The 26,455-nt window shown below is 64.2% G+C and carries 21 protein-coding genes; 9 read left to right on the forward strand and 12 right to left on the reverse strand.

Annotated features, from left to right (window positions below; genetic code table 11):
* Positions 1–80: 80 nt before the first annotated feature.
* The 3 genes from mfd to ACREP4_RS06120 all read right to left on the reverse strand — a co-directional run bounded on the left by mfd (position 81) and on the right by ACREP4_RS06120 (position 5,689).
* Positions 81–3,689 carry a transcription-repair coupling factor gene (gene mfd / locus ACREP4_RS06110; protein ID WP_431595260.1) on the reverse strand — a complete coding sequence of 1,203 codons (3,609 nt, stop codon included), beginning with the start codon at positions 3,687–3,689 and terminating at the stop codon, positions 81–83.
* Between the two features lie 499 nt (positions 3,690–4,188).
* Positions 4,189–4,734 (reverse strand): N-acetyltransferase family protein, encoded by a 546-nt coding sequence (locus ACREP4_RS06115; RefSeq protein WP_431595261.1) that lies wholly within the window; start codon positions 4,732–4,734, stop codon positions 4,189–4,191.
* A gap of 97 nt (positions 4,735–4,831) precedes the next feature.
* A complete protein-coding gene (locus ACREP4_RS06120) occupies positions 4,832–5,689 on the reverse strand; it encodes a 23S rRNA (adenine(2030)-N(6))-methyltransferase RlmJ (RefSeq protein WP_431595262.1) in 858 nt (285 codons plus the stop codon).
* A gap of 45 nt (positions 5,690–5,734) precedes the next feature.
* Here ACREP4_RS06120 and creB point away from each other — a divergent pair, with 45 nt between their 5' ends.
* The 7 genes from creB (at position 5,735) to ACREP4_RS06155 (ending at position 14,163) form a co-directional block, all read left to right on the forward strand.
* Positions 5,735–6,445, forward strand: a complete 711-nt coding sequence (gene creB, locus ACREP4_RS06125) for a two-component system response regulator CreB (RefSeq protein ID WP_431595263.1) — start codon at positions 5,735–5,737, stop codon at positions 6,443–6,445.
* Positions 6,445–7,881, forward strand: a complete 1,437-nt coding sequence (gene creC, locus ACREP4_RS06130) for a two-component system sensor histidine kinase CreC (protein ID WP_431595264.1) — start codon at positions 6,445–6,447, stop codon at positions 7,879–7,881. The genes creB and creC overlap by 1 nt, the downstream gene beginning before the upstream one ends.
* Positions 7,882–7,965: 84 nt before the next feature.
* Positions 7,966–9,330, forward strand: a complete 1,365-nt coding sequence (gene creD, locus ACREP4_RS06135) for a cell envelope integrity protein CreD (RefSeq protein WP_431595265.1) — start codon at positions 7,966–7,968, stop codon at positions 9,328–9,330.
* A gap of 48 nt (positions 9,331–9,378) precedes the next feature.
* Positions 9,379–9,816, forward strand: a complete 438-nt coding sequence (locus ACREP4_RS06140) for a hypothetical protein (protein ID WP_431595266.1) — start codon at positions 9,379–9,381, stop codon at positions 9,814–9,816.
* Between the two features lie 433 nt (positions 9,817–10,249).
* The gene (locus ACREP4_RS06145) at positions 10,250–11,842 is read left to right on the forward strand and encodes a M20/M25/M40 family metallo-hydrolase (protein WP_431595267.1); all 1,593 of its coding nucleotides are present in this window, start codon (positions 10,250–10,252) and stop codon (positions 11,840–11,842) included.
* A gap of 418 nt (positions 11,843–12,260) precedes the next feature.
* A complete protein-coding gene (gene gltX / locus ACREP4_RS06150; protein ID WP_431595268.1) occupies positions 12,261–13,664 on the forward strand; it encodes a glutamate--tRNA ligase in 1,404 nt (467 codons plus the stop codon).
* 13 nt (positions 13,665–13,677) lie between these two features.
* On the forward strand, positions 13,678–14,163 hold the full coding sequence (locus tag ACREP4_RS06155) for a transcriptional repressor (protein ID WP_431595269.1): 486 nt from the start codon (positions 13,678–13,680) through the stop codon (positions 14,161–14,163).
* Positions 14,164–14,394: 231 nt separating this feature from the next.
* On the opposite strand, the gene ACREP4_RS06160 is transcribed toward ACREP4_RS06155, so the two are convergent.
* The 7 genes from ACREP4_RS06160 to ACREP4_RS06190 form a co-directional block, all read right to left on the reverse strand.
* Positions 14,395–16,077 (reverse strand): amidohydrolase, encoded by a 1,683-nt coding sequence (locus tag ACREP4_RS06160; RefSeq protein ID WP_431595270.1) that lies wholly within the window; start codon positions 16,075–16,077, stop codon positions 14,395–14,397.
* Between the two features lie 216 nt (positions 16,078–16,293).
* Positions 16,294–17,403, reverse strand: a complete 1,110-nt coding sequence (locus ACREP4_RS06165; protein ID WP_431595271.1) for an HlyD family secretion protein — start codon at positions 17,401–17,403, stop codon at positions 16,294–16,296.
* On the reverse strand, positions 17,400–19,064 hold the full coding sequence (locus tag ACREP4_RS06170; RefSeq protein ID WP_431595272.1) for an MFS transporter: 1,665 nt from the start codon (positions 19,062–19,064) through the stop codon (positions 17,400–17,402). The genes ACREP4_RS06165 and ACREP4_RS06170 overlap by 4 nt, the downstream gene beginning before the upstream one ends.
* Positions 19,061–19,630, reverse strand: a complete 570-nt coding sequence (locus ACREP4_RS06175) for a TetR/AcrR family transcriptional regulator (protein ID WP_431595273.1) — start codon at positions 19,628–19,630, stop codon at positions 19,061–19,063. The genes ACREP4_RS06170 and ACREP4_RS06175 overlap by 4 nt, the downstream gene beginning before the upstream one ends.
* A 75-nt stretch (positions 19,631–19,705) precedes the next feature.
* Entirely contained in the window at positions 19,706–20,920 is a 1,215-nt protein-coding gene (locus ACREP4_RS06180) for an MFS transporter (RefSeq protein ID WP_431595274.1), read from the reverse strand.
* Positions 20,917–21,345, reverse strand: coding sequence for a MarR family winged helix-turn-helix transcriptional regulator (locus tag ACREP4_RS06185; protein ID WP_431595275.1), 429 nt, complete (start codon positions 21,343–21,345; stop codon positions 20,917–20,919). The genes ACREP4_RS06180 and ACREP4_RS06185 overlap by 4 nt, the downstream gene beginning before the upstream one ends.
* A 455-nt stretch (positions 21,346–21,800) precedes the next feature.
* On the reverse strand, positions 21,801–24,008 hold the full coding sequence (locus ACREP4_RS06190; RefSeq protein WP_431595276.1) for a TonB-dependent receptor: 2,208 nt from the start codon (positions 24,006–24,008) through the stop codon (positions 21,801–21,803).
* A gap of 145 nt (positions 24,009–24,153) precedes the next feature.
* Here ACREP4_RS06190 and ACREP4_RS06195 point away from each other — a divergent pair, with 145 nt between their 5' ends.
* The gene (locus ACREP4_RS06195) at positions 24,154–24,567 is read left to right on the forward strand and encodes a MerC domain-containing protein (protein WP_431595277.1); all 414 of its coding nucleotides are present in this window, start codon (positions 24,154–24,156) and stop codon (positions 24,565–24,567) included.
* 107 nt (positions 24,568–24,674) lie between these two features.
* Positions 24,675–24,857: a 30S ribosomal protein THX gene (locus ACREP4_RS06200; RefSeq protein ID WP_431595278.1), complete on the forward strand. Its 183-nt coding sequence runs from the start codon at positions 24,675–24,677 to the stop codon at positions 24,855–24,857.
* A 102-nt stretch (positions 24,858–24,959) separates the two neighbouring features.
* Here the strand turns inward: ACREP4_RS06200 and pilH are convergent, their stop codons facing one another.
* On the reverse strand, positions 24,960–25,343 hold the full coding sequence (pilH, locus tag ACREP4_RS06205) for a twitching motility response regulator PilH (protein WP_431595279.1): 384 nt from the start codon (positions 25,341–25,343) through the stop codon (positions 24,960–24,962).
* 107 nt (positions 25,344–25,450) lie between these two features.
* The gene (locus ACREP4_RS06210) at positions 25,451–26,446 is read right to left on the reverse strand and encodes a YhdH/YhfP family quinone oxidoreductase (protein WP_431595280.1); all 996 of its coding nucleotides are present in this window, start codon (positions 26,444–26,446) and stop codon (positions 25,451–25,453) included.
* Positions 26,447–26,455: the final 9 nt, after the last annotated feature.

The following is a 26,455-nucleotide window of genomic DNA, read 5'->3' on the forward strand; positions in this document are numbered from 1 at the left end:
GTCGATGATAAGCGAGGGCGCGCATTCTCGGTGCGGCCTCGCTCTTACGCAAATTTCACGCCTTCTTTCGTTCAGCAAGCCTAGGGCTTCAGGGTTGTCAGCAAGGCGCGCGCGGCGTTGAAGCGGTCCGCGCTTTCCGGCAACGGATGTTCGATGCGCAGTTTTTCCGGGCCATCCATCTGGTAGAGCTTGGGCTGCTTCTGGATCAGCTGGATCACCGCCATCGGGTCGATGTTGGGCTTGCTCGCAAACACGATGCGGCCGCCGTTTTCGCCCAGCTCCAACTTGCGGATGCCCAGTTCATTGGCCTGCAGCTTGAGTTCGGCGATGGCGAACAGATGTTTCACCGGATCCGGCAACAGGCCGAAACGGTCGATCATCTCCACCTGCAGCTCGCGCAATGCACTGCTGTCGCGCGCGCTGGAAATGCGCTTGTACAGGGTTAGACGCGTGTGTACGTCGGGCAGGTAGTCGTTCGGGATCAACGCCGGCACATGCAGCTCGACTTCGGCGCCGCGTGCTTCTTCGCCTGCATCCAGATCCGGCAACCTGCCGGCCTTGATCGAACGTACCGCGCGTTCCAGCAGCTCGGTGTACAGGCTGAAACCGACCTCGGCCATCTGCCCGCTCTGGTCCTCGCCCAGCAATTCGCCGGCACCACGGATCTCCAGATCGTGCGTGGCCAGGGTGAAACCCGCGCCCAGCTCGTCCATCGAGGCGATGGCTTCCAGCCGTTTCTCGGCATCGGGCGTCATCGAACGCTTGTCCGGCACCACCAGGTACGCATACGCGCGGTGATGCGAGCGACCGACGCGGCCGCGCAACTGGTGCAACTGGGCCAGACCAAAGCGGTCGGCGCGGTTGATGATGATGGTGTTGGCGTTGGGAATGTCGATGCCCGATTCGATGATGGTGCTGGCCAGCAGCACGTTGAAGCGCTGCTTCTGGAAATCCAGCATCACCTTTTCCAACTCGCGCTCGGGCATCTGGCCGTGGGCCATGCCGATGCGCGCCTCGGGCACCAGCTCGGACAGCTCACGCTGCATCCGGCCCATGCTTTCCACGTCGTTGTGCAGGAAGTACAGCTGGCCACCGCGCGACAACTCGCGCTGGAAGGCTTCGCGCAGCTGCGCGTTGTCCCAGGCGGTGATGAAGGTTTTGACTGCCAGGCGATTCGGCGGCGGCGTGGCGATGATCGACAGGTCGCGCAAGCCGGCCATCGCCATGTTGAGCGTGCGCGGAATCGGCGTGGCGGTGAGCGTGAGCAGATGCACATTCGCGCGCATCGCCTTCAGCGCTTCCTTCTGGCGTACACCAAACCGCTGTTCTTCATCGACGATGACCAGGCCCAGATCGCGGAACTTCACATCGGGTTGCAACAAACGGTGCGTACCGATGATCACGTCGATCGTGCCTTCGGCCACCTTCTCCAACTCGGCCTTGATTTCCTTGGTGCTCTTGAAGCGCGACAGCACTTCCACGCGCAGCGGGTAATCGGCAAAGCGGTCGCGGAAGTTGCGGTAATGCTGTTCGGCCAGCAGCGTGGTCGGCACCAGCACCGCCACCTGCTTACCACCGCTGGCAGCGGCAAACGCCGCGCGCAGAGCGACTTCAGTCTTGCCGAAGCCCACGTCGCCGCAGACCACGCGGTCCATCGGTTGGCTGGACTGCAGGTCGCGCAGGGTTGCATCGATGGCGGCCTGCTGGTCGGCGGTTTCCTCGAATGGGAAGCCGGCCGCAAACGGCTCGTACATGGCACGGTCGATATCCAGCGCCAGCCCGGCGCGAGCGCGGCGGCGCGCCTGGATTTCCAGCAGCTCGGCCGCTACGTCGCGGACCTTTTCGGCGGCCTTGCGCTTGGCTTTGGTCCACTGCTCGCCACCGAGCGAATGCAGCGGCGCGGTTTCCGGCGAGGCACCGGAATAGCGGCTGATCAGGTGCAGCTGCGCGACCGGCACATACAGGCGGTCGCCCTTGGCGTATTCGATATCGAGGAATTCGCCCGGCATGCCGCCGACGTCCATCGCGATCAGGCCACGGTAACGACCGACACCGTGATCTTCATGGACGATGGGCGCGCCTTCGGTCAGCTCGCCCAGGTCACGGATGATGGCTTCCGGCTCACGCCCGGCCCGCCGCGTGCGCCGCGCATGGCCGGCACGCTCGGGGAACAATTGACGCTCGGTAAGCACCGCCATCGGCGGGTCGATGATGGCAAAGCCATCGTCGAGCGGCGCAACGGTGATGGCGAACCGGGGAAGCTCAGCGTCCTTGGACAGCTTCTCGCTTTTTGAAAGCCCCTCTCCCGCGCGCGGGAGAGGGGTTGGGGAGAGGGCGCTCTTGCCTGCGCTCTTGCCTGAGCCCGCACCCCCATCCGACCCTTCGGGCCACCTTCCCCCGAGAGGGGAAGGGAGAAAAGCATTGAAGCTAGCCACCACCGGCGGCCGCAGGTCGGCAGCCTGCAGCACTTCCAGCAGCGCCTCGCGACGGCCCGGCGAATCGGCGGCAATCAGCACCCGACCCGGGTAATGCTCAAGGAACGACTTCAGCGCCTGACCGGCAGGGGCATCCTTGGCGGCGACGGGGAGCGGCGGCAGTGGCTGGTCGCCCAGCGGCTGTGCCTCGTCGATGCGCGGATGATCGGCCGGCCACACTTCCACGCGCGGCTGTTTGTTGAACTGCTCACGCAGCGTGTCCGGCGATTGGTAGATCTCATCGGGCGGCAGCAACGGCCGTTCGATGTCGTGACGGCGTTGTTCGTAGCGGCTGCCGGTCTGCTGCCAGAACGCATCGGACGCTTCGGCGACACCGGTGCCGACGACGGTCAGGAAGCCCTCGGGCAGGTAGTCGAACAGCGTGGCGGTGCGGTCAAAGAACAGCGGCAGCAGATACTCGATGCCCGACGGCAGCACGCCGGCTTTCAGGTCCTGATAAAGCGGACTGCGGCGCGTATCCACATCAAAGCGTTCGCGCAGCGTGGTCAGTACCTTGGCCAGGCTGGCCTCGTCCATCGGCACTTCGCGGCCGGGCAGCATTTTCACTGCGGCCACTTTGTCCAACGAGCGTTGCGACTCGGGGTCGAACGCGCGGATGGTATCGATGTCCTCGTCCAGCAGCTCGATGCGCAGCGGTGCGGCCGCGCCCATCGGGTAGACATCGAGCAGGCCGCCGCGCACGGCGAAATCACCCGGATCCAGCACCTGCGCCACATTGCGGTAACCGGCGCTTTCCAGACGCCGCTTCTCGGCATCCATGTCCAGCCGCTGGCCGACCTTCAAATCAAAGCTGCCACCGACGATGTAACTCAGTGGCGCCAACCGCTGCAGCAACGTCTGCACCGGCACCACCACGATCCCGCGCGTCAGCGTGGGCAGGCGGTGCAGGGCGGCCAGACGCTGCGAAATGATGTCCGGGTGCGGGCTGAACTGGTCGTAGGGCAGCGTTTCCCAATCGGGGAACGGCACCACCGGCAGCGCGTTGGCGTCGGTGCCCAGCAGCGTCTGCAGATCGGCAACGGTCTGGTGCGCGCTCTGGTTGTCGCGCGTGACCAGCAACAACGGCCTACCGTGCGCTTGCGCGGCCTGCGCCACATGCCACGCAAGGGCCGTCGTGGAAGCCGGGGCGCGCCACCAGGCGCGAAGCTGGCCCGAACGGGGCAGCGGCGGAGAGGAGGATGAGATGGCAGACATGAGCCGCCGATTTTAACAGATGCGGCTTGAGCGGCCGGTCAGCGGCAGGAGCGCGCGGGGCGGCCGTGCCCAAGCTTCAGCGCCCAAGGCTCAACTTTCGCTCTGGGCTTGGCTGCTGGCCCGGCCATGTGCAAAAACTGATTTTGCCGTTGCCGTTGCCGTTGCCTTTGCCGTTGCAGTGCTCCTCTCCCCTTGCGGGAGAGGATGCCGAAGGCAGGAGAGGGGAGAACGGCGTAGTCGTGCTCCAGCTTTGCCCCTTACTCAGAACCTCACTGGCTGCTCAGCAGTCCGATTTTGCTGTTGCCCTTGCAGTGCTCCTCTCGCCTCGCGGGGTGAGCGCAGGTGGCTTGCGATCCATTGGATCGCACCTGCGTGAACGCTTCGCGCGCTGCGCGAAGCCGGGGCGCGGAGCGGGATGCCGAAGGCAGGAGAGGGGAAAGCGGCGAAACCGTGCTCCAGCTTCGCCCGCCACACACTCCTGCCTTGGATCAGCGCGTTCTCAGGTGGCCAGTTCCAGCACCATTCGCACCAGGCCCGGGGTGCCGCTGGGATGTGGAACCTGCTTGAAGCCCAGCGAAGCGGCCAGTTGCAGCATCGGCTCGTTCTGCTCGGCGATGTCGCCGTACAGACGGTCTAGATATTTGCCGCGTGCCCACTTCACCAGCTTGCGCATCAACTGCCGGCCCAGGCCCTGGCCGGCCAGAAAACGGCTGACCAGAATGGCGTACTCGGCGTCGCGGGTGCCGGGGATGATGGAGGCGCGTGCGACCGCGCCGACCACGGCTTCACCCGGTGGCAGCGGCTCGGCGGCCACCAGGGCGATCTCGGTCTTGGGATTGGGGTGGGTGAGCCGCTGTGCGGTCTCATCCGACAGTGCTTCCACCGACTGCAGGAACTTGTCACGCACTTCTTCCGGCCCGAACAGCGCAAACGCGCCTTGCAGCGGGGGGCCGTCTTCTGGCCGGATGGGGCGGATAAGCAGCTCCCTACCGCTGGGTGCTTTGAAATGTTCATGCCAGGGCGGCATGCGATTACGGGTAGCCATGACTACGGTTCCTCCAAAGTCCCCGGATTCTGTCATCCGCACGCCCAAATACTGTGAACGTTCTTCAACGCAGTGTCATGGCCGCTTGCGGCGGACATCACTCAGGCATTTTCAGCCATTCAAGGCGGGTGGAAGCGCCTGCCTCGCCCAGATGTTTCTTAAGGACGGGGAGCGCCGGCGACAGAATTTTGTCGAATTGCCAGGGGGTGTTGACCAATAACATGCCGCTGCCGTTCAGGCGCAGGGGCGAGTCGTCCGGGCGGACCAGCAGTTCAGCTACCAGCACGGATTTGGCCGGCAGGTGAGTGGCCTTGCGGAAGAACTGCTGCAGGCTGCGGCGCTGCTTGATCGGGTACCACACCGCGCACTGGGCCTGCGGCATGCGGGTGAGGATTTCACGCAGGGTGGCGATGATCTGCGGGTATTCGGCGTCCTGCACCTCGTAGGGCGGGTCGATCAGCACCAGGGCGCGGCCGATCTTGTCGGCGCCGGATTTGGGCGGGAGCAGGGCGCGGATGCTGTCGTAGCCGTTGCCGGCAAACACCTGCACGCGGCGGTCGTGCGCGAACAGTTCCTTGAGTGCGGCGGCTTCGTCTTTCTGCAGCTCGCAGGCGGCCATGCGGTCCTGCTCGCGCAGGGCACGGGCGGCCAGCAGCGGCGAGCCGGGGTAGGACACCAGCGCGCCAACCGGGTTGTCGGCCTGCACGGCGCGCAGGTAGCTCTCGACCACTTCAGGCAGCGCCGGGGTGGTCATCAGCTGCAGGATGCCCAGGTCGGCCTCGGCGGTCTTGCGGCTTTCTTCGGCCGCAAGCAGGTAGCGTCCGCGCCCGGCATGGGTATCCAGGACGAAGAAGGGGGATTCTTTGCGCTTGAGCGCGTCGATCATGGCCAGCATGACAACGTGCTTGAGCACGTCGGCGTGGTTACCGGCGTGGAAGGCGTGGCGATAGTTCATCGGCGAAGTGTACGGGGGTGCCCGGGCGGCGGCTATGCTGGCGGCATGTCAGACCAGCCAGCCCGGGTACTCGTCGTCGAAGACGAGGCCGCCATTGCCGATACCCTTCTCTATGCCCTGCGCAGCGAAGGCTATGCCGCCAGCCACTGTGCGCTGGGCCGCGAAGCCCTGGAACGCCTGCGTGGCGAGGGCGCCGACGTGGTCGTGCTGGATGTCGGCCTGCCCGATCTGGGCGGGTTTGAGGTGTGCCGGCAGCTGCGCACGTTCAGCCAGGTGCCGGTGATCTTCCTGACCGCCCGCAACGACGAGTTCGACCGGGTGCTGGGGCTGGAGCTGGGCGCCGACGACTATGTGACCAAGCCGTTCTCGCCACGCGAAATGGTGGCCCGGGTGCGCGCCCGGCTGCGTCGCGGGGCCGCCACGGCGTCTTCGGCAGCTTCGCCGGGCACGGCAGCGGGTTGGCGCCAATGCGGCCGCTTCGCCATCGACGAGGAAGGTCGGCGCATCCGTTACCAGGACGCGCTGCTGGATATCACCCGCTACGAATACGCACTGCTGGCGGCGCTGCTGCAGCGGCCGGGGGCGATCCTGAGCCGGGCGCAGCTGATGGAGCGCGGCTGGGACCACACCAGCGACAGCACCGACCGCACCATCGACACCCACGTCAAAACCCTGCGGGCCAAGCTGCGCGCGGCCGGCGCGCAGGACGATCCCATCCGTACCCATCGCGGCGTGGGTTACGCGCTGGAGCTGTAATGCGGCTGGGGCTCAAAATTTTTCTGGGGTTCTTCCTGATCGTCGGCATCGCTGCGTTCTTCGTGATGCGCGTGTTCGTCAACGAGGTGAAGCCTGGTGTGCGCCAGGCGATGGAATCCACCTTGGTGGATGCAGCCAACGTGCTGGCGGTGATCGCCGCACCGGACTTGAAGGCCGGGCACATCGCTGACGGCAGCTTCGCTGCGCAGATGGCTACCGCGCAGCGGCGTGATCCCAAGGCGATGGTCTGGCGCTTTCCCAAGCGCAGCGTGGAGTACCGGGTAACGGTCACCGACGCCAAGGGCATCGTGATCTACGACTCGCGCGGGCAGGACGTGGGCCGCGACAACTCGCGCTGGAACGATGTGTACAAGACGCTGCGTGGCGAATACGGCGCGCGTTCCAGCCCGGAAACGCCCGGCGATGAAACCTCCACGGTGATGCACGTCGCCGCACCGATCTACGACCCGGCCGACGGCCGCACCCTGATCGGCGTGCTGACCTTGTCGCAGCCCAACGACACCATCGATCCGTTCATCGCCGCCAGCCAGCGCGCCATCATGGCGCGCGGAGCATGGTTGATCGGCTTGTCGGCGTTGATTGGCTTGCTGATGACGTGGTGGCTGTCGCGCGGCATCGGCAGCCTGAGCCGCTATGCCAAGGCGGTGAGCGCCGGTGAGCCAGTGCCGCCGCCACGTCGCCGTCGCGATGAAATCGGCGATCTCGGCCAAGCGCTGGAAATCATGCGCCGCAAGCTGGAAGGCAAGGCCTACGTCGAGCAATACGTGCAGTCGCTGACGCACGAAATGAAAAGCCCGCTGGCGGCCATTCGCGGTGCCGCCGAGCTGCTGCAGGAGCCGCTGCCCGAGGCCGAGCGGCAACGCTTTGCCGGCAATATCGCGCAGCAGGAGCGGCGCCTGACCGAAACCATCGACCAGCTGTTGCGGCTGGCCGAAGTGGAACAGCACGGTTGGCTGCAGAAACGTGGCGAGGTGGACCTGGTCGCGCTGTGCCGCGCGTTGGTTGACGACGCCAGCCCGAGCCTGCAGGCCGCACGCCTGCAACTGGAATGCGCGATGCCCGAACGCGCGCTGCTGCAAGGTGATGCCTTCCTGTTGCGACAGGCGCTGTCCAACCTATTGGACAACGCCATCGCGTTTTCGCCGGAAGGTGGCCGCATCGTGTTGAGCGTGCAGCAGGGCGATGACGGCTGGACGGTGAGCCTGCGCGACGCAGGTCCCGGCGTGCCGGATTACGCGCAGGAACGTGTGTTCGAGCGTTTCTATTCGCTGGCGCGGCCGCGCGGCGGCCAGCGCAGCAGTGGCCTGGGTTTGCCATTTGTAGCCGAAGTCGCGCGCCTGCACGGCGGCCGCGCGCAACTGCGCAATCATCCCGACGGCGGCGCCGAAGCCAGTCTGGTACTGCCGCTGGCCTGACTTCACATTCGCTTCAAATTCGCCACAAACCCTGCTCACCCGGCGGGAAGAAGCTGTGCCTCGGTTACCACACGAGGACGGGACATGACTTCCCTGAAATTGCTGTTGCGCTTCGCCATCGTCGGCGGATTGGCGCTGTTGTTGTTGATTCCCTTGCTGCTGATCCGCAGCACCATCAATGAGCGTGAGCGCTATCGCGACCAGGCGATCGAGCGCGTGGCGCAGAGCCGGGCCGGCGAGCAGACGCTGATCGGCCCGGTGCGTGTGCTGCCGTGGAAACAGACGCGCGAGGTGGAGGTAGACGTTGAAGGCAGCAGTCAGCGCAAGACGGAGCTGCGTACCGAACACGGTTACGACCTGCAGATGCCGGCGCGGTTGAACGTACAGGGCAAGATGCGTCCCGACGAACGCCGCATCGGCCTGTTCAAAGTGCCGGTTTACAGCTGGCAGGCCAAGTTGCAGGCGGAGTTCGCTCCGACCAATTACGCCGCGGTGGCGGGTCGCACCTATGGTCGCCCGTATCTGGCGCTGGGCATCGCCGACGTGCGCGGCCTGGTCGGCACGCCGAACCTGCGGGTGGATGGCCGCGCGATACCGTTGGAGTCCGGCTCCGGCGTGTTGGAAGAAACCTCAAAGGGTTTGCATGCGCCGCTGTCGGAACTGCTGGATATCAGCCAGGGCGTACTGCGCGAAGGCAACAAGGTCGAACTGGAGTTCGTGCTGGATGGCACCCGCTCGCTGTCGGTGGTGCCGGTTGGCGATGACACCCGCGTGGCGCTGGATTCGCCGTGGCCGCATCCCTTGTTCGGCGGCAGCTTCCTGCCCAACGAACGCAGCATCGATGACAGCGGCTTCAAGGCGCAGTGGGCCGTTTCCTCGCTGGCATCTGCAGCGCAGGCGCAGTTGCTGAAGAGCATTCGTGGTGCAGGCGGCAGTGTGGAGTCGTTGAACGTCGCGCTGGTGGACCCGGTCGACGTCTACACCCAGGCCGACCGCGCCACCAAGTACGGCATCCTGTTCGTGCTGCTCACCTTTGTCGGCTTCGCATTGTTCGAGCTGATCAAGCAGCTGCGGATTCACCCGCTGCAGTACCTGCTGGTGGGCTTGGCGTTGGCGATCTTCTTCCTGCTGCTGGTGAGTCTGTCCGAGCAGATTCCGTTCTGGCAGGCGTACCTGATATCCGCAGCGGCGTGTATCGGTTTGCAGGGCTTCTACTTGAGCGGCGTGCTGCGCAGTTGGAAATACGGGCTCGGCTTCTCGACCATGCTGACCCTGTTGTATGGCGTGCTGTACATGCTGTTGGACTCGGAAAACAACGCATTGTTGATGGGTTCGCTGCTGCTGTTCGGCGTGTTGACCGTGATCATGTGGATCACCCGCAAGGTGGACTGGTACGAGTTGAGCAACCGCTCCGCTGCCAAGCCGACCACGCCCCCGGTATTGCCGTAATCGACGCGGGGTGGCTTCGGTCACCCCGTTTTCGGGAGCACTCAGGATATGAACCGAGTATCGATCCACCGCCGCGCGCAGCGGCTGCTGCCGGCCGCCATCGAAACCAACGGCCTGCTGCATTTCGGCACCTCGCCGGGACAGTTGGAAGAAGTACTGCTGGGCAGCATGTTCGACTGCACAGCGCAGGGGCTGATGGTGTTGCGGCTGGCAGGGCAGACGGCCGTTGCGATCCAGCGGCAGGGATTGGCGTTTTTTGAGCAGGCGCATGTGGCGCGTGCGGGATTGCAGCAACAGGTGCCTGCGCATTACGGCGTGTGGCGGCGGCTTGCGTTGGATGGAGAGGACTTTGCCGAAGTAGTTGTTTCGAGCGATGCGATGACGGCGTGGCGAGGATCGGGATTTATTGCTGCCTCGGTGGACAAGCGCGCGTGGTTGGCGGTGCTGCCGGTGGAGCGGTTGGTGGTGTATGGGTGGTTGAATTGAATGGGCGGATATCCCCCTCTCCCCAACCCCCGCTCCGCGCCCCGGCCCTTGCGCCAGCGCGAGGGCGTTCAGCGAGCCGCGAACCTGTGGTTCGCAAGCGTCTCGCTTCACCCCGCAGGGGGAGAGGGGCAGCTGCAGCTGCAAGCATTGCTTCAAGTCGCAATGCACCGAGCCCCTCTCCCCTTGCGGGAGAGGGGTTGGGGAGAGGGGCTCTAAAAAGCTGCAGTTGCCAGCGAGGCTTGAACTCGCAGTGGGCGAAGCCCCTCTCCCCTCGCGGGAGAGGGGTTGGGGAGAGGGGGAAAGGGGGACGCAATGCACCCCAAAACACAAACCAATTCCCGCCAACCATGACCATTGGCCGGCTCCAACGCAGCCAGCCGCTGGCTAGACTCGACACTTTGTCGTGATTCGGCCTGGGGCCTGGGGAAGTCAAGTGATCAAGCGTGGTTTGCTGGCGTTGTGCATGGGATTGGCAGTGGGGGCTCCGGCGTATGCCGCCGAGCAGGTGGACCTGGACATGGTGGGCAAGATCCGCCAGGAAGCTTTCCACCGTTCGCAGGTGATGGACACCTTCAGCCATCTCACCGAAAACATCGGCCCGCGCCTGACCAATTCCCCGGCAATGACCGAGGCCAACCGCTGGAGCCGTGAGCGCTTCAACGCGTGGGGCCTGACCAATGTGCACGACGAGGCATTCGCCGATTTCGGCCGTGGCTGGGAGTTCTCTTCGTCCAGCGTTGAAATGCTGTCCGAACGCGTGCAGCCGCTGCATGCGTTGCCCAAGGCGTGGACGCCGGGCACCAATGGCCCGGTCGAAGGCGAGCTGATCCAGGTTGAGATCAAGAAGCTGGCCGACATGGAGCAGTACAAGGGCAAACTGCGCGGCAAGATCCTGCTGCTGGGCGACGCGCGCGACTACAAGCGCGGCACCGAAGCCGACTCGCATCGTCACGACGCCACCTCGTTGGAAGGCTTGCAGGAATTCACCATTCCCAAGACAGCCGCTGAAGATCGCGCAAAGCGGGTCAAGGAATACAACGAGCGCCAGGAGCTGGTACGCGCGACCAACGAGTTCTTCATCGCCGAGGGCGCCCTGGCTGCGATCAGCATCAGTGGCTGGGACAACGGCATCATCCGCGTGGCCGGTGGTGGCTCGCGCAAGGCCGGTGAGTCGGTCGGCATTCCCGAGCTGGCGATGATTGCCGAACACTTCAATCCGCTGGTGCGCGCGCTGAAGGACAAGCAGACCGTGCGTCTGCGCGTGAACGTGGAGGCACGTTTCACCGACGACACCAACCAGCCCGGCCACAACACGCTGGCCGAGATCCGCGGCAGCAGCAAGGCCGATGAAATCGTGATGCTGGGCGCGCATATGGACTCCTGGCACACCGGCACCGGCGCGGCAGACAACGCCGCCGGCGTGGCGGTGATGATGGAAGCCATGCGCATCCTCAAGGCCGTGGGTGCCAAGCCCAAGCGCACCATCCGCGTGGCGTTGTGGAGCGGCGAAGAGCAGGGTCTGATCGGTTCGCAGGACTATGTTGCCAAGCACTTCGCGCGTTACCCGGAGCCGACCGACGCTGCACAGAAGGCACTGCCGGCATCGCTGCGTGACCCGACCGGCGCGCTGCAGAAGCTGCGTGACTACGACAAGTTCCAGGTGTACTTCAACATGGACAACGGCTCGGGCCGCTTCCGTGGCATCTACGCGCAGGAAAACATGGCGGCGATGCCGATCTTCGAGGCGTGGTTGAAGCCGTTCAACGATGTGGGCGCGACGACGGTGGCCACGCGCAACACTGGCAGCACCGACCACATCAGCTACGACCGCGTGGGCCTGCCGGGCTTCCAGTTCATCCAGGACCGTCTGGATTACTTCAGCAACGTGCACCACAGCCATCTGGATACGTGGGATCACGCCGAGGCGGAGGATTTGAAGCAGGCCGCGGCGATTGTTGCTTCGTTCGTTTACAACGCGTCGATGCGCGAGGGGAATTTCCCACGCAAGCCGTTGCTGGAGAAGTGAGTCCGGCAGTTGGCTCGTAGTGTTGATTTGGAAGGGCCGCATCGCGGCCCTTCTGCTTTTTGGGGGAGAGAAAGCAACGCGCGACGCCTCCCTTCTCCCACGTGCGGGAGAAGGTGCCCGAAGGGCGGACGAGGGCGCTTTGGCTTTGGTTGTTGCTTTGCTTCTTGATGGAAGGCCAAGGCCGAAGCCGAAGCCGAAGCTGCCCTCACCCCAACCCCTCTCCCGTACAGACGGGAGAGGGGCTGACAGCTGCAGTTCGCAGGCTCTTGTTGGTTTTTCAGTCCGCGGAGAGGGGCTGACAGCTGCAGTTCGCAGGCTCTTGTTGGTTTATCAGCCCGCGGAGAGGGGCTGAAGCGGCTGCAGGGCGCCGAAGGAGGGGAAGGGGTAAAATGCCGCGATTCCCACTTCTGCGCCTGTCATGACCGTTCGCACTCGTTTTGCCCCCAGTCCCACCGGCTACCTGCACATTGGTGGCGCCCGCACCGCGCTGTATTGCTGGCTGGAGGCCCGTCACCGTGGCGGCGAGTTCGTGCTGCGCATCGAAGATACCGACCGTGAACGCAGCACCCAGGCCGCCATCGACGCGATTCTGGAGGCGATGGACTGGCTCGGCCTGAGCTATGACGAAGGCCCGATCTACCAGACCGCCCGCGTCGCCCGTTACCAGGAAGTGGCCGAGCAGCTGATCGCCGACGGCAAGGCGTACTACGCCTACGAAACCAAGGAAGAGCTCGACGCCATGCGCGAAGCCGCCATGGCCAAGCAGGAAAAGCCGCGCTACAACGGCGCCGCACGTGAGCTGAACCTGCCGTACAAGGACGACCCGAACCGCGTCATCCGCTTCAAGAACCCGCTCGACGGCACGGTGCTGTTCGACGACCTGATCAAGGGCAACATCGAGATCGCCAACAGCGAGCTGGATGACATGGTCATCTTCCGCCCGGACGGCTTCCCCACCTACAACTTCGCGGTGGTGGTCGACGATTGGGACATGAAGATCAATGAGGTCATCCGCGGTGATGACCACATCAACAACACCCCGCGCCAGATCAATCTGTACGAAGCCATCGGCGCCCCGGTGCCGAAGTTCGGCCACATGCCGATGATCCTGGACGAGCAGGGCGCCAAGTTGTCCAAGCGCACCGGCGCGGCTGACGTCATGCAGTACAAGGACGCCGGCTACCTGCCCGAAGCGCTGCTGAGCTATCTGGCCCGTCTGGGCTGGTCGCACGGTGACCAGGAAATCTTCACCCGCGAGGAGTTGATCAGTCTGTTCGACGTGACCAACTGCAACTCCAAGGCGGCGCGGTTGGACATGGCCAAGCTGGGCTGGGTCAACCAGCACTTCCTGAAGACCGAAACGCCGGAATCCATCGCCCCGCAGCTGGTTTACCAGCTGGAAAAGCTGGGCCTGGACGTGGCCGCTGGCCCGGCGCCGGCCGACGTGGTCATCGCGCTGCGTGAGCGCGTGCAGACCCTGAAGGAAATGGCCGAGAAGGCGGTGGTCTGGTACACGCCGCTGAACGATTACGACGAAGCCGCCGTGACCAAGCACTTCAAGCCGGGCGCAGACGCGCCGCTGGCCAAGGCCCGCGAGCTGCTGGCTGCCTTGCCGGAATGGAGTGCGGAGAGCGTGTCGGCCGCGTTGCATGACACTGCCGCACAGCTGGAAATGGGCATGGGCAAGGTTGCGCAGCCGCTGCGTGTGGCCATCACCGGCACCCAGGTCAGCCCTGACATTTCCCATACCGTGTATCTGGCGGGGCGCGACGAGGCCTTGAAACGCATCGACGCCGCACTCATCAAGATCCCAACCGCCTGACCCCGAGGTAGACATGACCGATGCACACTCCTGTACCGCCCCGCACCACCACGTCGAAGACGCGGCCGGCTTTGTCGCGGTGGTCGAACGGGTGTGCCGCGAGCGCGGGCTGCGGCTGACGCCGATCCGCGCCAACGTGCTGCGCCTCATCGCCGAGGCGGGCAAGCCGGTCAAAGCCTACGAACTGCTGGAATGGGTGCGTGAAGGCAAGGGCGTCGGTGCCGACGCCCCGCCCACCGTGTATCGCGCGCTGGATTTTTTGATGGCCAATGGTTTCGTGCACAAGTTGGCGTCGGTCAATTCGTTTGTTGCCTGCCATCACCCCAGCAGCAATCAGCACTCGGTGCCGTTCCTGATCTGCGATCGCTGCCACAGTGCGGTGGAGTTGGAAGACCGCGACATCGTCCGCCAGCTGGAAGCCCGCGCCAAGGAACTCGGCTTCAAGCCGCAGGCGCAGACACTGGAAGTGCATGGTTTGTGTGCGAACTGCGCCGGTTGAGATGTCACGATTGAATCCAAAAAAGCCGCGCATTGCGCGGCTTTTTTGTGGGCGAAACGGCACCGAATTGGGCAGTGCCTCACAGCAGACCGAAACGAAACCCGTAGCCCGGGTAAGCAACGCACCCGGGGCTGTCAGCGAACAACGGTGCATCGACGCATGTGCCGGAAACTGGCAGATTGCGAGCGTCCCGGGTGTGCGGTGCTTGCCCGGGCCACGTTTCCGCATCACTTACTTTTGGGTCGTCGGCTCCGTGCGGTAAACCACGTCACCATCCTTGATCGTCTGCAGCACTTTGATGGTGTGCAGCTGCGGATGGGCAATGGTCAGCGGGTTGTCCGACAGCACCACCAGATCGGCGCGCTTGCCCACTTCAATCGAGCCCTTGCTGGCTTGTTCCGAATATTGTTCCGCCGCCCACAAGGTGATCGACTTCAATGCCTGCTCCGGCGTTACCCGCTGATCCGGGCCGAGCACATGACCGCTGCGCGTGGTGCGGTTGACGGTGGCGTCGAGCACGCGCATCGCGTCGGGGAAAACAACGGGTGCATCGTGGTGCGAGGTGAACTTCATGCCCGCATCCAGCACCCAGCGTGTCGGTGAAATGTTCTCGGCGCGCTCCGGGCCCAGTACCGATTCACGGTGCCAGTCGCCCCAGTAATAGGTGTGCATCGGGAACAGCGACGGGAAGATGCCGAGCCGTTTGATCTCGCCCACTTGGTCTTTGCGTAGCGTCTGACCGTGGATCAACACCGGCATCAAATGCTTGTCCGGATGCGCGGCTTCGGCTGCGGCGACCGCATGGATGAGCTGATCGATGGCCGCGTCACCATTTGCATGCGCCAGCACTTGCCAACCGTTGGCCCATGCGCGGTCGATCAACGTATTGACCTGCGCGTCGGGGAACGCCGGGTAGCCGGCGTAGTCGGGTTTCTCTCCCTCCGGAACTTTGTAATAGGGCTTGCTCAACCACGCGGTTTTGCCTTGCGGTGAGCCGTCCAAACTGATCTTCACCCCGCCGATGCGGAAGTGGTCGACGTAGTTCAGGCCGTAATACGGGCCCTGCATCGCCGGGTCTTTCAATGCCACCTCGATGTCCGGGTAGGCGACCACATCAATCTTCAATTTGCCGGCCTTGCCCGCCATTGGGAGCATCGCCAGCGTCCCTGCATCGGTCTTGCCGTCCTGTGCGGTGGTGTAGCCGAACTTCATGTACAGCGCTTGCCCGGCTTCGAGCATCGCCATCGCCTGTTCAAGTGTCATCACCGGCATCAACTTGGCCAGCGCGAGGTTGTGCGCGCTTTCTTCCAGCACACCATCGGGAATGTGAGTGCCGGGTTCGCGGCGGATCACGCCACCGTCGGGATTGGGCGTGTCGGCGGTGATGCCGGCCATCTCCAGCGCCTTGCTGTTATAGCTGCCGAGGTGCCCGGATTGATGCATCAAGATGATCGGAATATCGGTGGCGATGGCGTCCAGTTCGGTGCGGGTGGGGTGCCGTTTCTCCGCCAGCTGCGAGTCGTCGTAGCCGAAGCCGATCAGTACCTGGTAACCCTCGGGCGTGGAAGGGTGTGCGCGGAACTCGCGCATGATCCGCTGCAACGCCGGAATCGAGTTGCCTTCGCCATCGGGCGCCGGCAACAGGTTGGCCGACAAGGCTTGCAGGCCAACACCGGAGACATGGCCGTGCGCATCGATGAAGCCCGGCGTCAGCGTGTGACCCTGCAGATTGATCTGCTGCGCAGCGGGGCTGAACGCACGCGCGGCCTTGCGGCTGCCGACAAACGCGATGGTGCCGTCACGCACCACTACCGCTTCTGCGTGTAGCTGGTTGTCGTCCATGGTGATGATGGGGCCGCCGCTGTAAAGCGTGTCGGAGCGCGCGGCGGCATGGAGGCCGGGGGCAGCCAGCATTGCGAATGCTGAAAAGACAAGATTCAATCGCATCACGGTTTTTCCGCCTCAAAGACTGTGCACAGCCTAGCGCACTGACAGGAAAATTCGCGTAGGAGCGGCCTCGGCCGCGAAGCCGGCCCTGCATTCGTCGCGTGAAAACAGCGATCACATCCGGTCAGATGACGGGGGTTACGACGGCGGAAACGCCCGCGAGTTTCGCGGCCAGGGCCGCGCCTACGGCTTTGCGGGCAGCGGCTCCGCCGCCGTATCCACGTTGACCACCACCGACATGCCCGGGCGCAAGCGTGCGGCCAGCGGCTGGTCGGCGTCGATGCTGATGCGGATCGGCAGACGCTGCACCACCTTGGTGAAGTTGCCGCTGGCGTTGTCCGGCTTCAATACCGAAAACTCCGAACCGGTTGCCGGGGCGATCTGCTCGATATGGCCGTGCAGCGTCTTGCCCTGGAACGCATCGACGCTGAAAGTCGCGGGCTGGCCGATGGCCATGTTCCAGGTCTGGCCTTCCTTGAAGTTGGCCACCACCCACAAGGTGTCCGGCACCAGAAACAGTAACTGACTGCCGGCGGTCACGTACTGACCCTGGCGCACGCTGGCTTCGGATACCTGGCCGTCGCGCGGTGCCTTGATGACGGTATTGTCCAGGTCGATCTGCGCCAGCTTCAATGCGGCTTCGGCACTGGCGACCTTGGCTTCCAGACCGCGCCGCGACACTTGCGTGGCGGTGAGGTTTTCTTCGGCGATGCGGATGGACGCCTGCGACTGCGCCACGCTGGCGTTGGAGGACTGCACGCTGGCGCGCAGTTTGTCGCGGTCGCTGTTGGACACCAGCTGCTGCGCGGCCAATTGTTCATAGCGGCGCAGTTCGGTTTGACTCTGCTGTTGCTGTGCGCGGCCGGCGGAAAGATTGGCCTGTGCCGAGGCAATCTGCGCGCGGTTCTGCGCCTGGCTCTGGTCGGAATTGGCCAGCTGCGCCTGCGCGTCTGCCAGCGATGCTTCGGCCTGCTGTACGTGTTGCAGGTAGATGCGCTCGTCAATGTGCAGCAGTGGCTGGCCTTGTTTGACGAAGTCGAAATCCTTGACCAGCACCTGCGTGACATAGCCGTTGACCTGCGGCGCGAGCACGGTGACCTGGCCGCGCACGTACGCATTGTCGGTATGCAGGGTGCTGCTGTTGAACGGCCACAACTGCCACGCGCGCAGGATCAGCACCACACCGATCAGCGCGATCACGATCATCACCACCACGCTGGTGCGGCTGGGGCGGTTGTACTTGGATACCGATTCCGGCTCGGCAGGTGTGGCTGGGTTGGTCTTGTCGCTCATCGGGAGCCCCGGTTTGAAGAGGGGGCGGCCTGCTCGGGCCGCAGGAATTTTCGGACGCGCGGGTCACGCAGCGTGACCACCAGCAGCAGCCAACTCAGGAAGCCGATGGCGATCCAACCGCTGAGCGCGAACACATCGTTGAAGGCGCGCACATTGGCTTCGCGTTTCGCCGCAGCGGCCAACGCGGCGGTGCCCTGCGCCTTGAGCTGCACCGGATCGGTAATCAGCCGGGCATAAGCCTGCTGCTGTTGTTGCAGGCGTTGCGCGACCAGTGGATCGGCAGCGCTGGTGTGGCTGATCAACTCGCTCGAATACACATGCTCGCGGTGCAGTTGGTAGCTGCCCAGCAAGGCTGAGCCGGCCAGCCCGGCAAAATTCTGCGTCAACGACAGGATCACCACGAACGACACAATGTGGTCCAAGCCACGCGCCAACGCCCGCTGCATGCCCATCAGCATCAGCGGCCCCATGAACATGCCGCTGCCGGTGGCTGCCAGGAACTGGCTCAACGCGAAGTCCATCGGTCGGTCCAGGCTGGTGCGGTGCTGGTCGAGGAACGCGGCACTGCCGAGCAGAATGATCGATGCCGCCAATTGCGGCAGCAGTGCTTTTGGGCCGAACGTCAGCGCGCTGATCGCGATGCCGGCCACCACACCGCACAGGATCACGGCGTACAGCGGCGCCATCTGGTCCGGGCCCATGCCCAGCGTACGCATCATGTTGACCATGCCGTAGTTCTGTTCGCTGGTCAGGAAGCGGATCAAGAACGCACCGATGATGAAGCGCAGCATCGTCGAGCCCATCAACCAACGCACCTGCAGCAGCGGATTGCGGCGTTGTTGTTCAATACACAAACCCGTGGTCAGCAGCACCAGCGCACCGGCCAGCAGCCAGCCCAGCCACGGTGTGTCGAACCACCAGCGCAGCAAGCCTTGATTGAGCACGATCACCAGCATCGCCAAGGCCGGGGCGAGCAGGGCGAAGGTGAGGAAATCGGTGCGCTCGAATACTTTGATCTGGATGCCTGGCGGCAGCTTCAACACCACCACGGCGGCGAACGAGCACAAGGCCAGCCCAGCCTCGAACAGGTACAGGTTCTGCCACTCGCCGTAGTTGAGCAGGCTGGGCGAAAGCAGCCAGGCCAGTGGCGTGGCCAGCATCGACAGGCTCATGCCGATCATCAACATCTGCCCCACATATTTGCGTGGCATTGCCTGCAGCATGTACAGCACGCTCAAGGTACTGCAGGCCGCGCCCGCAAAACCGCTGCCAGCACGCACCAGCACAGTGGTGGCGAGGCTGCCGACAAACAGATGCAGCACCGCCAACACCGCGTACACGCCCAGGCCGATCTCAGCGAACAACAGCAAACCGTATTCCTGGCGGAACTTGAACACCAACAGGTTGGCGCTGACGTTGACCATCATGTACGCGGCCACCAGCCAGCTGGCCTCGGTGGCCTGCAAGCCCATCTGCCCGGTGATCCACGGCAGGTTGGCAGTGATCAGCGCATTGCCCAGGCCGCCGGTGATCGCCACCAGCAGCGCCACCGCCGCATAGGCAGCGCGCCGCCCGGGCGGATGCCACGGCATCGACGCGCCACCGGGCAGGGTCGGCTTTTCGTGGTCTTCCCACTGAGGAATGGGCCGTAGCGGCTTCATGGCACTGCCCGCGCGCGTTGCGGTGACAAGCCCGGGCGCAGCAGTTCCAATGCACGCGTGGCGAGCACCGAACGTTCCTCGCGGGTGCGCCCACGCAGGGCTGCGCCGAGCATGCTGGAAATCAGCGTCACGTCACTGAGCTGCAGATCCGCGCGGCATAGGCCGGCTGCTTTTGCGCGCAGCAGGGCGGGTTCGATCAACTGCAACACGCGCTGGCGGGCGTCGCGCACCGGTGGACTGTCCTGATCCACTGCGCGCCAGTAATCGGCCATGGCAGGAGAGTGGACGATGCGTGCGGCCATCGCATCAATCACCTCGAAAAACGCATCCTCGCGATTGCCAAGTTCAAGCAGATGCGATTGCAGTTGCGCGACGGTGCGCTCCAGCAGGGCACCGATCAGCGACGCCCGATCCGGGAAGTTGCGATACAGCGTGGCGCGGCCAACCGCGGCGCGTTCCACCACCAGATCCAAGGGCGCCGTGATGCCGTGTTCGCCGAACACGGCATCGGCAGCGTCCAGTAGCTGAGCACGGCGCAAGGCGGCATCAGGGCGTATGGAAGTCATGGCGGTTATTGTCCGGACAAAAATGTCCGGTTTCAATGTTTGCCTTGTTTTCGCTCAGATACCGCCCTGTACGGTTCAGCTGGAGACTGCGACTACACGCTGCACCGGCGCTTCGCGGATCGGCAGGTTGACCAGCGCCGCAATCGCCGCCAGCACCATATCGCCGTACCACATCCAGCTGTAGTCACCGCCGTATTCCAGCGCGACGCCGCCCAGCCATGCGCCGAAGAAGCCGCCGATCTGGTGCGACAACAAGGTCAGGCCAAACAGCGTTCCCATATGCCGCGGGCCGAACAGCTTGCCGACCAGGCCGGCGGTCGGCGGCACCGTCGCCAGCCAAGTGAAGCCCAACGCGGCGGCAAACAGATAGAAGGTGGTCGGGGTGGGCGGCGACGCCAGATACAGCGCAATCAACACTGCGCGGCTCAGGTACATCCAGAACAGCAACCACTTCATGCGGAAACGTTCGCCCAAGGCGCCGATGATCAGACTGCCGGCGATATTGAACAGCCCGATCAGCGCGATGGAGATCGACGACACCGTTGGCGACAGGCCGCACATGGCGATCTCGCTGGGCAGGTGCGTCACCAGGAATGCGATATGCACGCCACAAGTGAAGAAACCCAGGTGCAGGCACCAATAGCTGCGGTCACGCAGCGCTTTGCGCAGTTGCAGGCCGAGGCTTTCGCCATCCGCACCCGCTTCGGCGCGGGGCGCGCGTTTGCGCAGCGGCCAAGCCAGCGGCAGCGACAGCAGCACGATGACCGCCAACGCATACAGCGTGCGGACCCAGCCGAACGCGGTCAGCAACACCTGCACCAGCGGCGCAAACAGGAACTGCCCCAACGAACCGCCGGCATTGATGATGCCGGCCGCCATCGAGCGTTTGTGCGCCGGAATCCGCCAACTGCTGGCGCCAATCAATACCGAAAAACTGCCCGCACCGGCACCGGCTGCCATCAGCAAGCCAAAGCTCAAATTCAGTCCCCAGGTGCTGGGCACCAGCGTAGCGACGACCAAGCCAACCGCCAGCAACACGCCGCCGCCGAACAGTACCGGCAGCGGCCCACGCTGGTCCGCCAGCGCGCCGAACAGCGGCTGCACCGCGCCCCAGACAAACTGGCCGATCGCCAGCGAGAAACTGATCTGGGCGATGCTCAAACCGGTGGCGGTGTTGATCGGGTCAATCAACAAACCACTGGTCTGGCGCACGCCCATCGTCACCATCAAGATGGCGGACGCAGCCAGCAGCAGGCCCCACGGTGTTCGTGTCAGCGGTGTCGGGCTCATGTGCGCGCCTCCGCTTCCAGCGCGTTGTTCAGCGCTTCGAGTTGCTGGTTCAAACCGGCAACCGGCTTGCTGCCGAAGACCGCTTCAATCTCATCCTGCGCCTGCTGCCACAACGGCAGCGCTTTCTGCAGGCGTCGCTTGCCGGCGGCGGTGATACGTACTTCGCGCTGGCGCGGATCGTCGCCGGTTTGTGATTGCAGTAATCCGCTCTCGATCAGTGGCTTGATATTGCGGGTCAGCGTCGTGCGGTCCATGCCCAAGGCATCGGCCAACGCGCCCAACGGCCGAGGTTCACGCGCTCGACGCAGGATGGAATACGCATTGAGGCTGAGATCGGCAGCAGCCAGATGATGGTCGTAAACCTGCGACACCCGGCGGGCGGCACGGCGCAACTGGAAGCAGGTGCAAGGGCTGGGAGCGTCCATCGTGGGATCCGGATTCGATGGCTCGCAGTGTAGGTGCATATGCACCTATGTGGGATGCCGTGGATGGAACGCTGGCACGCCATGGGAATGCAGAAGAATGAAAGCCCCGAAAAACAAAAGCCCCTCTCCCGCAAGCGGGAGAGGGGTTGGGGTGAGGGCAGATCGAGGTAGCTAAGCTTGATTGGAGGAGGCCCGCTGAAGCGGAAAGCTCGCCTCATCCGCCCTGCGGGCACCTTCTCCCGCACGCGGGAGAAGGGACCAACTGCGCTTCTGCGCTTGCATGCATGAAGTGCCAGATCAGGCAGGATGCATGCCGAAGTTCTAAGCCCCTCTCCCCTTGCGGGGGTTGCATGCATGAAGTGCCAGATCAGGCAGGATGCATGCCGAAATTCTAAGCCCCTCTCCCCTTGCGGGAGAGGGGTTGGGGAGAGGGGGAGGCCCTTCCGCTCAGCGCATCAGAACCAGGCGCGAATCCCAAACGCCACGCCACGGCCCGGCAGCGGCGAGTAGTCACGCAGCAGCGAGGTGTGCGGGCGGGCTTCGCGATTGGTCAGGTTGCCGCCGTCCAGGAATACTTCGTAGCTGTTGCTGCCACTGCGGTCCCAGCGGTAGGCCATATGCGCGTCCACCAGCGTGTAACCGCCGCTCGGCTCCTCGTTCTGCGCGACATCTTTCTGGCTGCTGTAACGCACCGCACCCACCGAGGCGCGCCAGCCGTCACGCGACCAACGCAGATCCGCGCCGATGCGTGCCGGCGAGATGCGCGGCAGGTAGCCGCTGTTGGCCAGATCCACGGTGTAGTTGTGGTTGTGGTCGCCATGCGGCACGGCGATGTTGGCCGAACGGCTGCCGCTGCCATCGAGCTCAGCCTTCACGTAGTCGCCAAACACGCGCAGATCCCAATCGCCGGCATTGCCTTCAAACATGTGCACGGTCGCTTCGGCTTCAGCACCCTTGAACGTGGCGTCCTGCTGCGTCCACAGACGTACCGGCAGCGACTCGGTCACGCCGGTGTCGGCCAGGTAAATGAAGTCCTTGAACTTGGTCTGGTAGATGGCGGCGGAGAAATCCAGGCGGTCGCTGTGGGCATGGATACCCAGCTCCGCGCGCTGGCCGCGTTCGGTCTTCAGCTTGGAATCGCCGATCTCCAGCGAGCGCGTGGCGATATGTGCACCGGCGGCATACAACTCTTCGTTGGTCGGCGCGCGCTCGGAGCTGTCGATGCCAAAGCGCAGGTCCACCGCATCGTTGAGCGTCCAGATGCCGGCTGCCGACAGGTTGGTCGCATCAAATTTCCGGCGCTGATAATCGCCGGTCGGGTCCAGCTTGATCTGCTCGTGACGTGCGCCAAGTTCCAGCTTGAACGGGCCGAACTTCTTTTCCTGCAGCACAAACAAACCAGCGCTGCGGGTGCCGGTGTCCGGCACGAACGCTTCCTCGCCCTTGGCACCGAAATCGCCGTTGCTCACCTGCAGGCCGAACGCGCCATCCCAGCCGCCAATCTGCTGCTGCACCGCTTCCAATCGCGTTTCGATACCGCGATTGGTGAAGCGCGTGGACGGCGTGCCGCCTTCCAGCTCGGTGTGTTCGTAATCGGTATAGCCGGCACGCAGGTTGATGTTCTTCAGGAACGACACCGGGTTGTAGATGCCAGCCTTCATGTCGAAGCGGTTCTGCACCATGTCGATGCGGACATCGTGCTCCTCACCTTCTTCCTCATCGCCGTGATCGTGGTCATGGTCATGGTCATGGTCATGGCCGTGATCATCGTCAGCGTGCACATGCGCGCCATTGGGAATGCCGTAATTGGTGCGGTAGGTGCCGGCAGACACGCCGAAGTAACCACCTTCGCCCAACCAGGTCGCGCCCAGGCCGCCCGCACGCGTGCGCACCGAGCTGTTGTCCAAGCGTCCACGGCGCGGCTCATCGCTGTCGCTCGGGTCATGGGCGTGCGCATCGTGATCTTCCAGGCCATCAATCACTGCATAGCCGGAAATGCGGTAGTCGTCGCCATTGCGCACCAGACCATCGACATGCAGCACCCAGTTCCCGTTGACGCCGTCCAGTCGGAACATGCCGCTGCGCTCGTCGTTGACCGAGTTGCCGCGCAGCTCGGCGCGGCCGCTGAGTGGGCGGTCCGGAATTTCGCTGGCGATGCGGCCATCCACCACATTCACCGCGCCGCCAATCGCGCCGCTGCCGAACAGCAACGTCGCCGGGCCTTTCAACACTTCAATCTGGTCAGCCAGAAACGGCTCGATGCTGGTGGCGTGGTCGGCGCTGACCGTGGAAGCGTCCATGTTGCCGACGCCATTGGACAGCACCTGCACGCGCGGGCCTTCCTGGCCACGGATGATCGGGCGGCCAACGCCCGGGCCGAAGAACGTGCTCTGCACACCGGGCAGCTTGGCGACGGTGTCACCCAGCGTGCCGGACTTCTGTTCATCCAGGCGCTCGCCGGCCAGTACGTCCACCGGTCGCGCCAATGATTCGGCTGGGCCCTGCAGCGGCGATGCGGTGACCTTGACCGTCGACAGCTCGGTCAAGTGATGGCTCTGGCCGGTCGCGTCGTCGTTGTCGGCAGCCAGTGCCACGCCGGGCAGGGCGGTGCTCAGCGCGACGAAAAGGAGATGGCGGTTGAAGCGGCGGGGTAGTGCATGCATTGACGTGTGTCCTTGGTTGTTACTGTGTATCACTTGGGGGGCGTGCTGAACCGGAAGCGACGTGGGGGAGGTGGCGGTTGGTTCGGCTCGGGTCGGTGATTATGTTATATTATTCCATAACGATTCGCCGACCCTGCTGGAAGTCATGCCTCTGTCGACCTCGCTACGCCAGTTCCTCGACCGCTTCGGAGCCACGGGCTCCTTGTTATGTGCAGTGCATTGCGCGGTACTTCCGGCGCTGCTCGCCGTGGCCCCGTCGCTAGGCTTGTCGTTCTGGTTGAGCGACAGCGTTGAGGCGACCGTGGTGATCTTCGTGACGCTGTTGGGTCTGGCCAGCCTGATCTGGGGCTATTACCGGCACCGCGCGCTGCTGGCGCTGGCATTGCTGGTGCCGGGTCTGGGGTTGTTGTGGGCCGGGCTGCTGCATGCCGAGCTGCACCATTCGCAGGTGCCGCACGCCATCGTGATGACCGTGGGCGGCGTGCTGGTCGGGCTCGCGCATGTACTGAATCTGCGCTTGAATCATCGCCACGTGCACGACGCAAGCTGCGCACATTGAGGGCGCATGCTAGGCTGTACCACTTCATGCGCGGGGGCGCTCATCGCGGCCTCGCCAAACCCGTGTCAGCACGGGGCAATCTGATTTCAAACTAAGGAGTTGACGACATGGGTAAGGGTGACCGTAAGACCGCCAAGGGCAAGCGTTTCAACGCCAGCTACGGCAATTCGCGTTCGCATACGGTGAGCAAGGTGGCCGTGGGCGCAGCTGCGCCGGTCGCCAAGAAGACTGTCGCCAAGGCGCCGGCCAAGAAGGCTGTGGCGAAGAAGGCAGTTGCCAAGGCCGGTTGATTCCAGCCAGGCGAGGTACGAAAAAAGCGGCGCTTGCGCCGCTTTTTTTGTGGCTGACGTTTGCGTCGGGCAGTGTTGCCCGGCATCAACGCCACAGATGACTCAGGTGACGGGCGGTGCTTCGGCGCTGAACACCTGCGCGATCACTGCAGACAGATCATCTTCGGTGAACGGTTTGGTGATGTAGGCCTTGGCGCCTTGGCGCATGCCCCACAAACGGTCGGTGTCCTGATCCTTGGTGGTCACCAGAATCACCGGAATGTGCTGCGTGGTGGCCTCGCGCCGGAGCGTGCGCGTGGCTTGGAAACCGTTGAGGTTCGGCATCACCACGTCCATCAGAATCAGGTCCGGCAACACCGACTTGGCGGCCTCCACCCCGGAGGCGCCATCGGTAGCGGTAAAGGTTTCATGCCCCAACTTCTCAACGATGCGCAGGATACCCATCAGCTGTGAGGGTGAGTCGTCGACGATCAGGATGCGTGCCATGTGGTTCCCCAAGATCCTGCTTTCCCCAAGATGCCGGCGAGTGTAGTGCCGGCCCGCCCTGAACGTGAAGCGCTGTGCGTCACGTCCATGGCGCGGCGTGACGGGCGTCAATCAACTCTTACGACAGTGCGGCCGAAGGATTTGCCGCTGAGCATGGTGTCAAAAACCCCCGGCAGTTCGTCCAGACCGACTTCGCGGGTGCAGATGGTGTCCAGGTGGCGCGGCTTCCACTCGTTGCCGAGCAGCTGCCAGACCTGATCGCGCACGTCGCGGGCGGTGCCCGCCGACGCCACGCCCAGCAGCGACACGCCGCGGATGATGAAGGGCATGACCGTCATGTCCAGCTCGGCGGTGGCGGCCAGGCCGGCGGAGGCAACGTTGCCGTAAGGCGTGGTCTGCGCCAGCAGGCTGACCAGCATGGGGCCGCCAACGTTGTCCAAGCCGCCGCCGAAGCGGGCCGATTCCATCGGCCGGGTGGTGCCCAGCGCATCGCGGCCCAGCACCTGGCGGGCGCCGATGGTGGTCAGGTAATCCGCCGCCTCGGCCTTGCCGCTGATGGCATGCACTTCAAAGCCAGCGCGGCTGAAGATGTCCACCGCCAAGGAACCGACGCCGCCAGTGGCGCCGGTCACTGCCAGCGGGCCATGTGCGGGCGACTGGCGGTTCTCTTTCATGCGGAACAAGGCCAGCGCAGCGGTGAAGCCAGCCGTGCCCAGAATCATGGCCTCGCGCAGAGACAGGCCGGCGGGCAGGGGAATCACCCACTTGGATTCGAGCCGGACGTATTGGCTGTAGCCGCCGTCGCGGGTTTCGCTCAGGCCGCAGCCGGTGGTCAGCACCGCATCGCCCTCCCGGAAGGCCGGATCAGTGGAGGCAACCACTTCGCCGGCCACGTCGATGCCGCCAATCAGCGGGAAACGGCGCAGGATCTTGCCCTTGCCGGTGCCGGCCAGCGCGTCCTTGTAGTTCACCGAGGACCAATGGGCGCGGATCACCACCTCGCCGGGGCTGAGCTGATCCAGCGTTGCCTGCTCCAGACCGCTGCGGTAGCCAGCGTCGTCACTGTGGATGCGGAAAGCGGAAAAATCGGGGGGAAGGGACATGCGACTGCC

The organism is Stenotrophomonas sp. (genome assembly GCF_050737575.1).
GTDB lineage: Bacteria > Pseudomonadota > Gammaproteobacteria > Xanthomonadales > Xanthomonadaceae > Stenotrophomonas.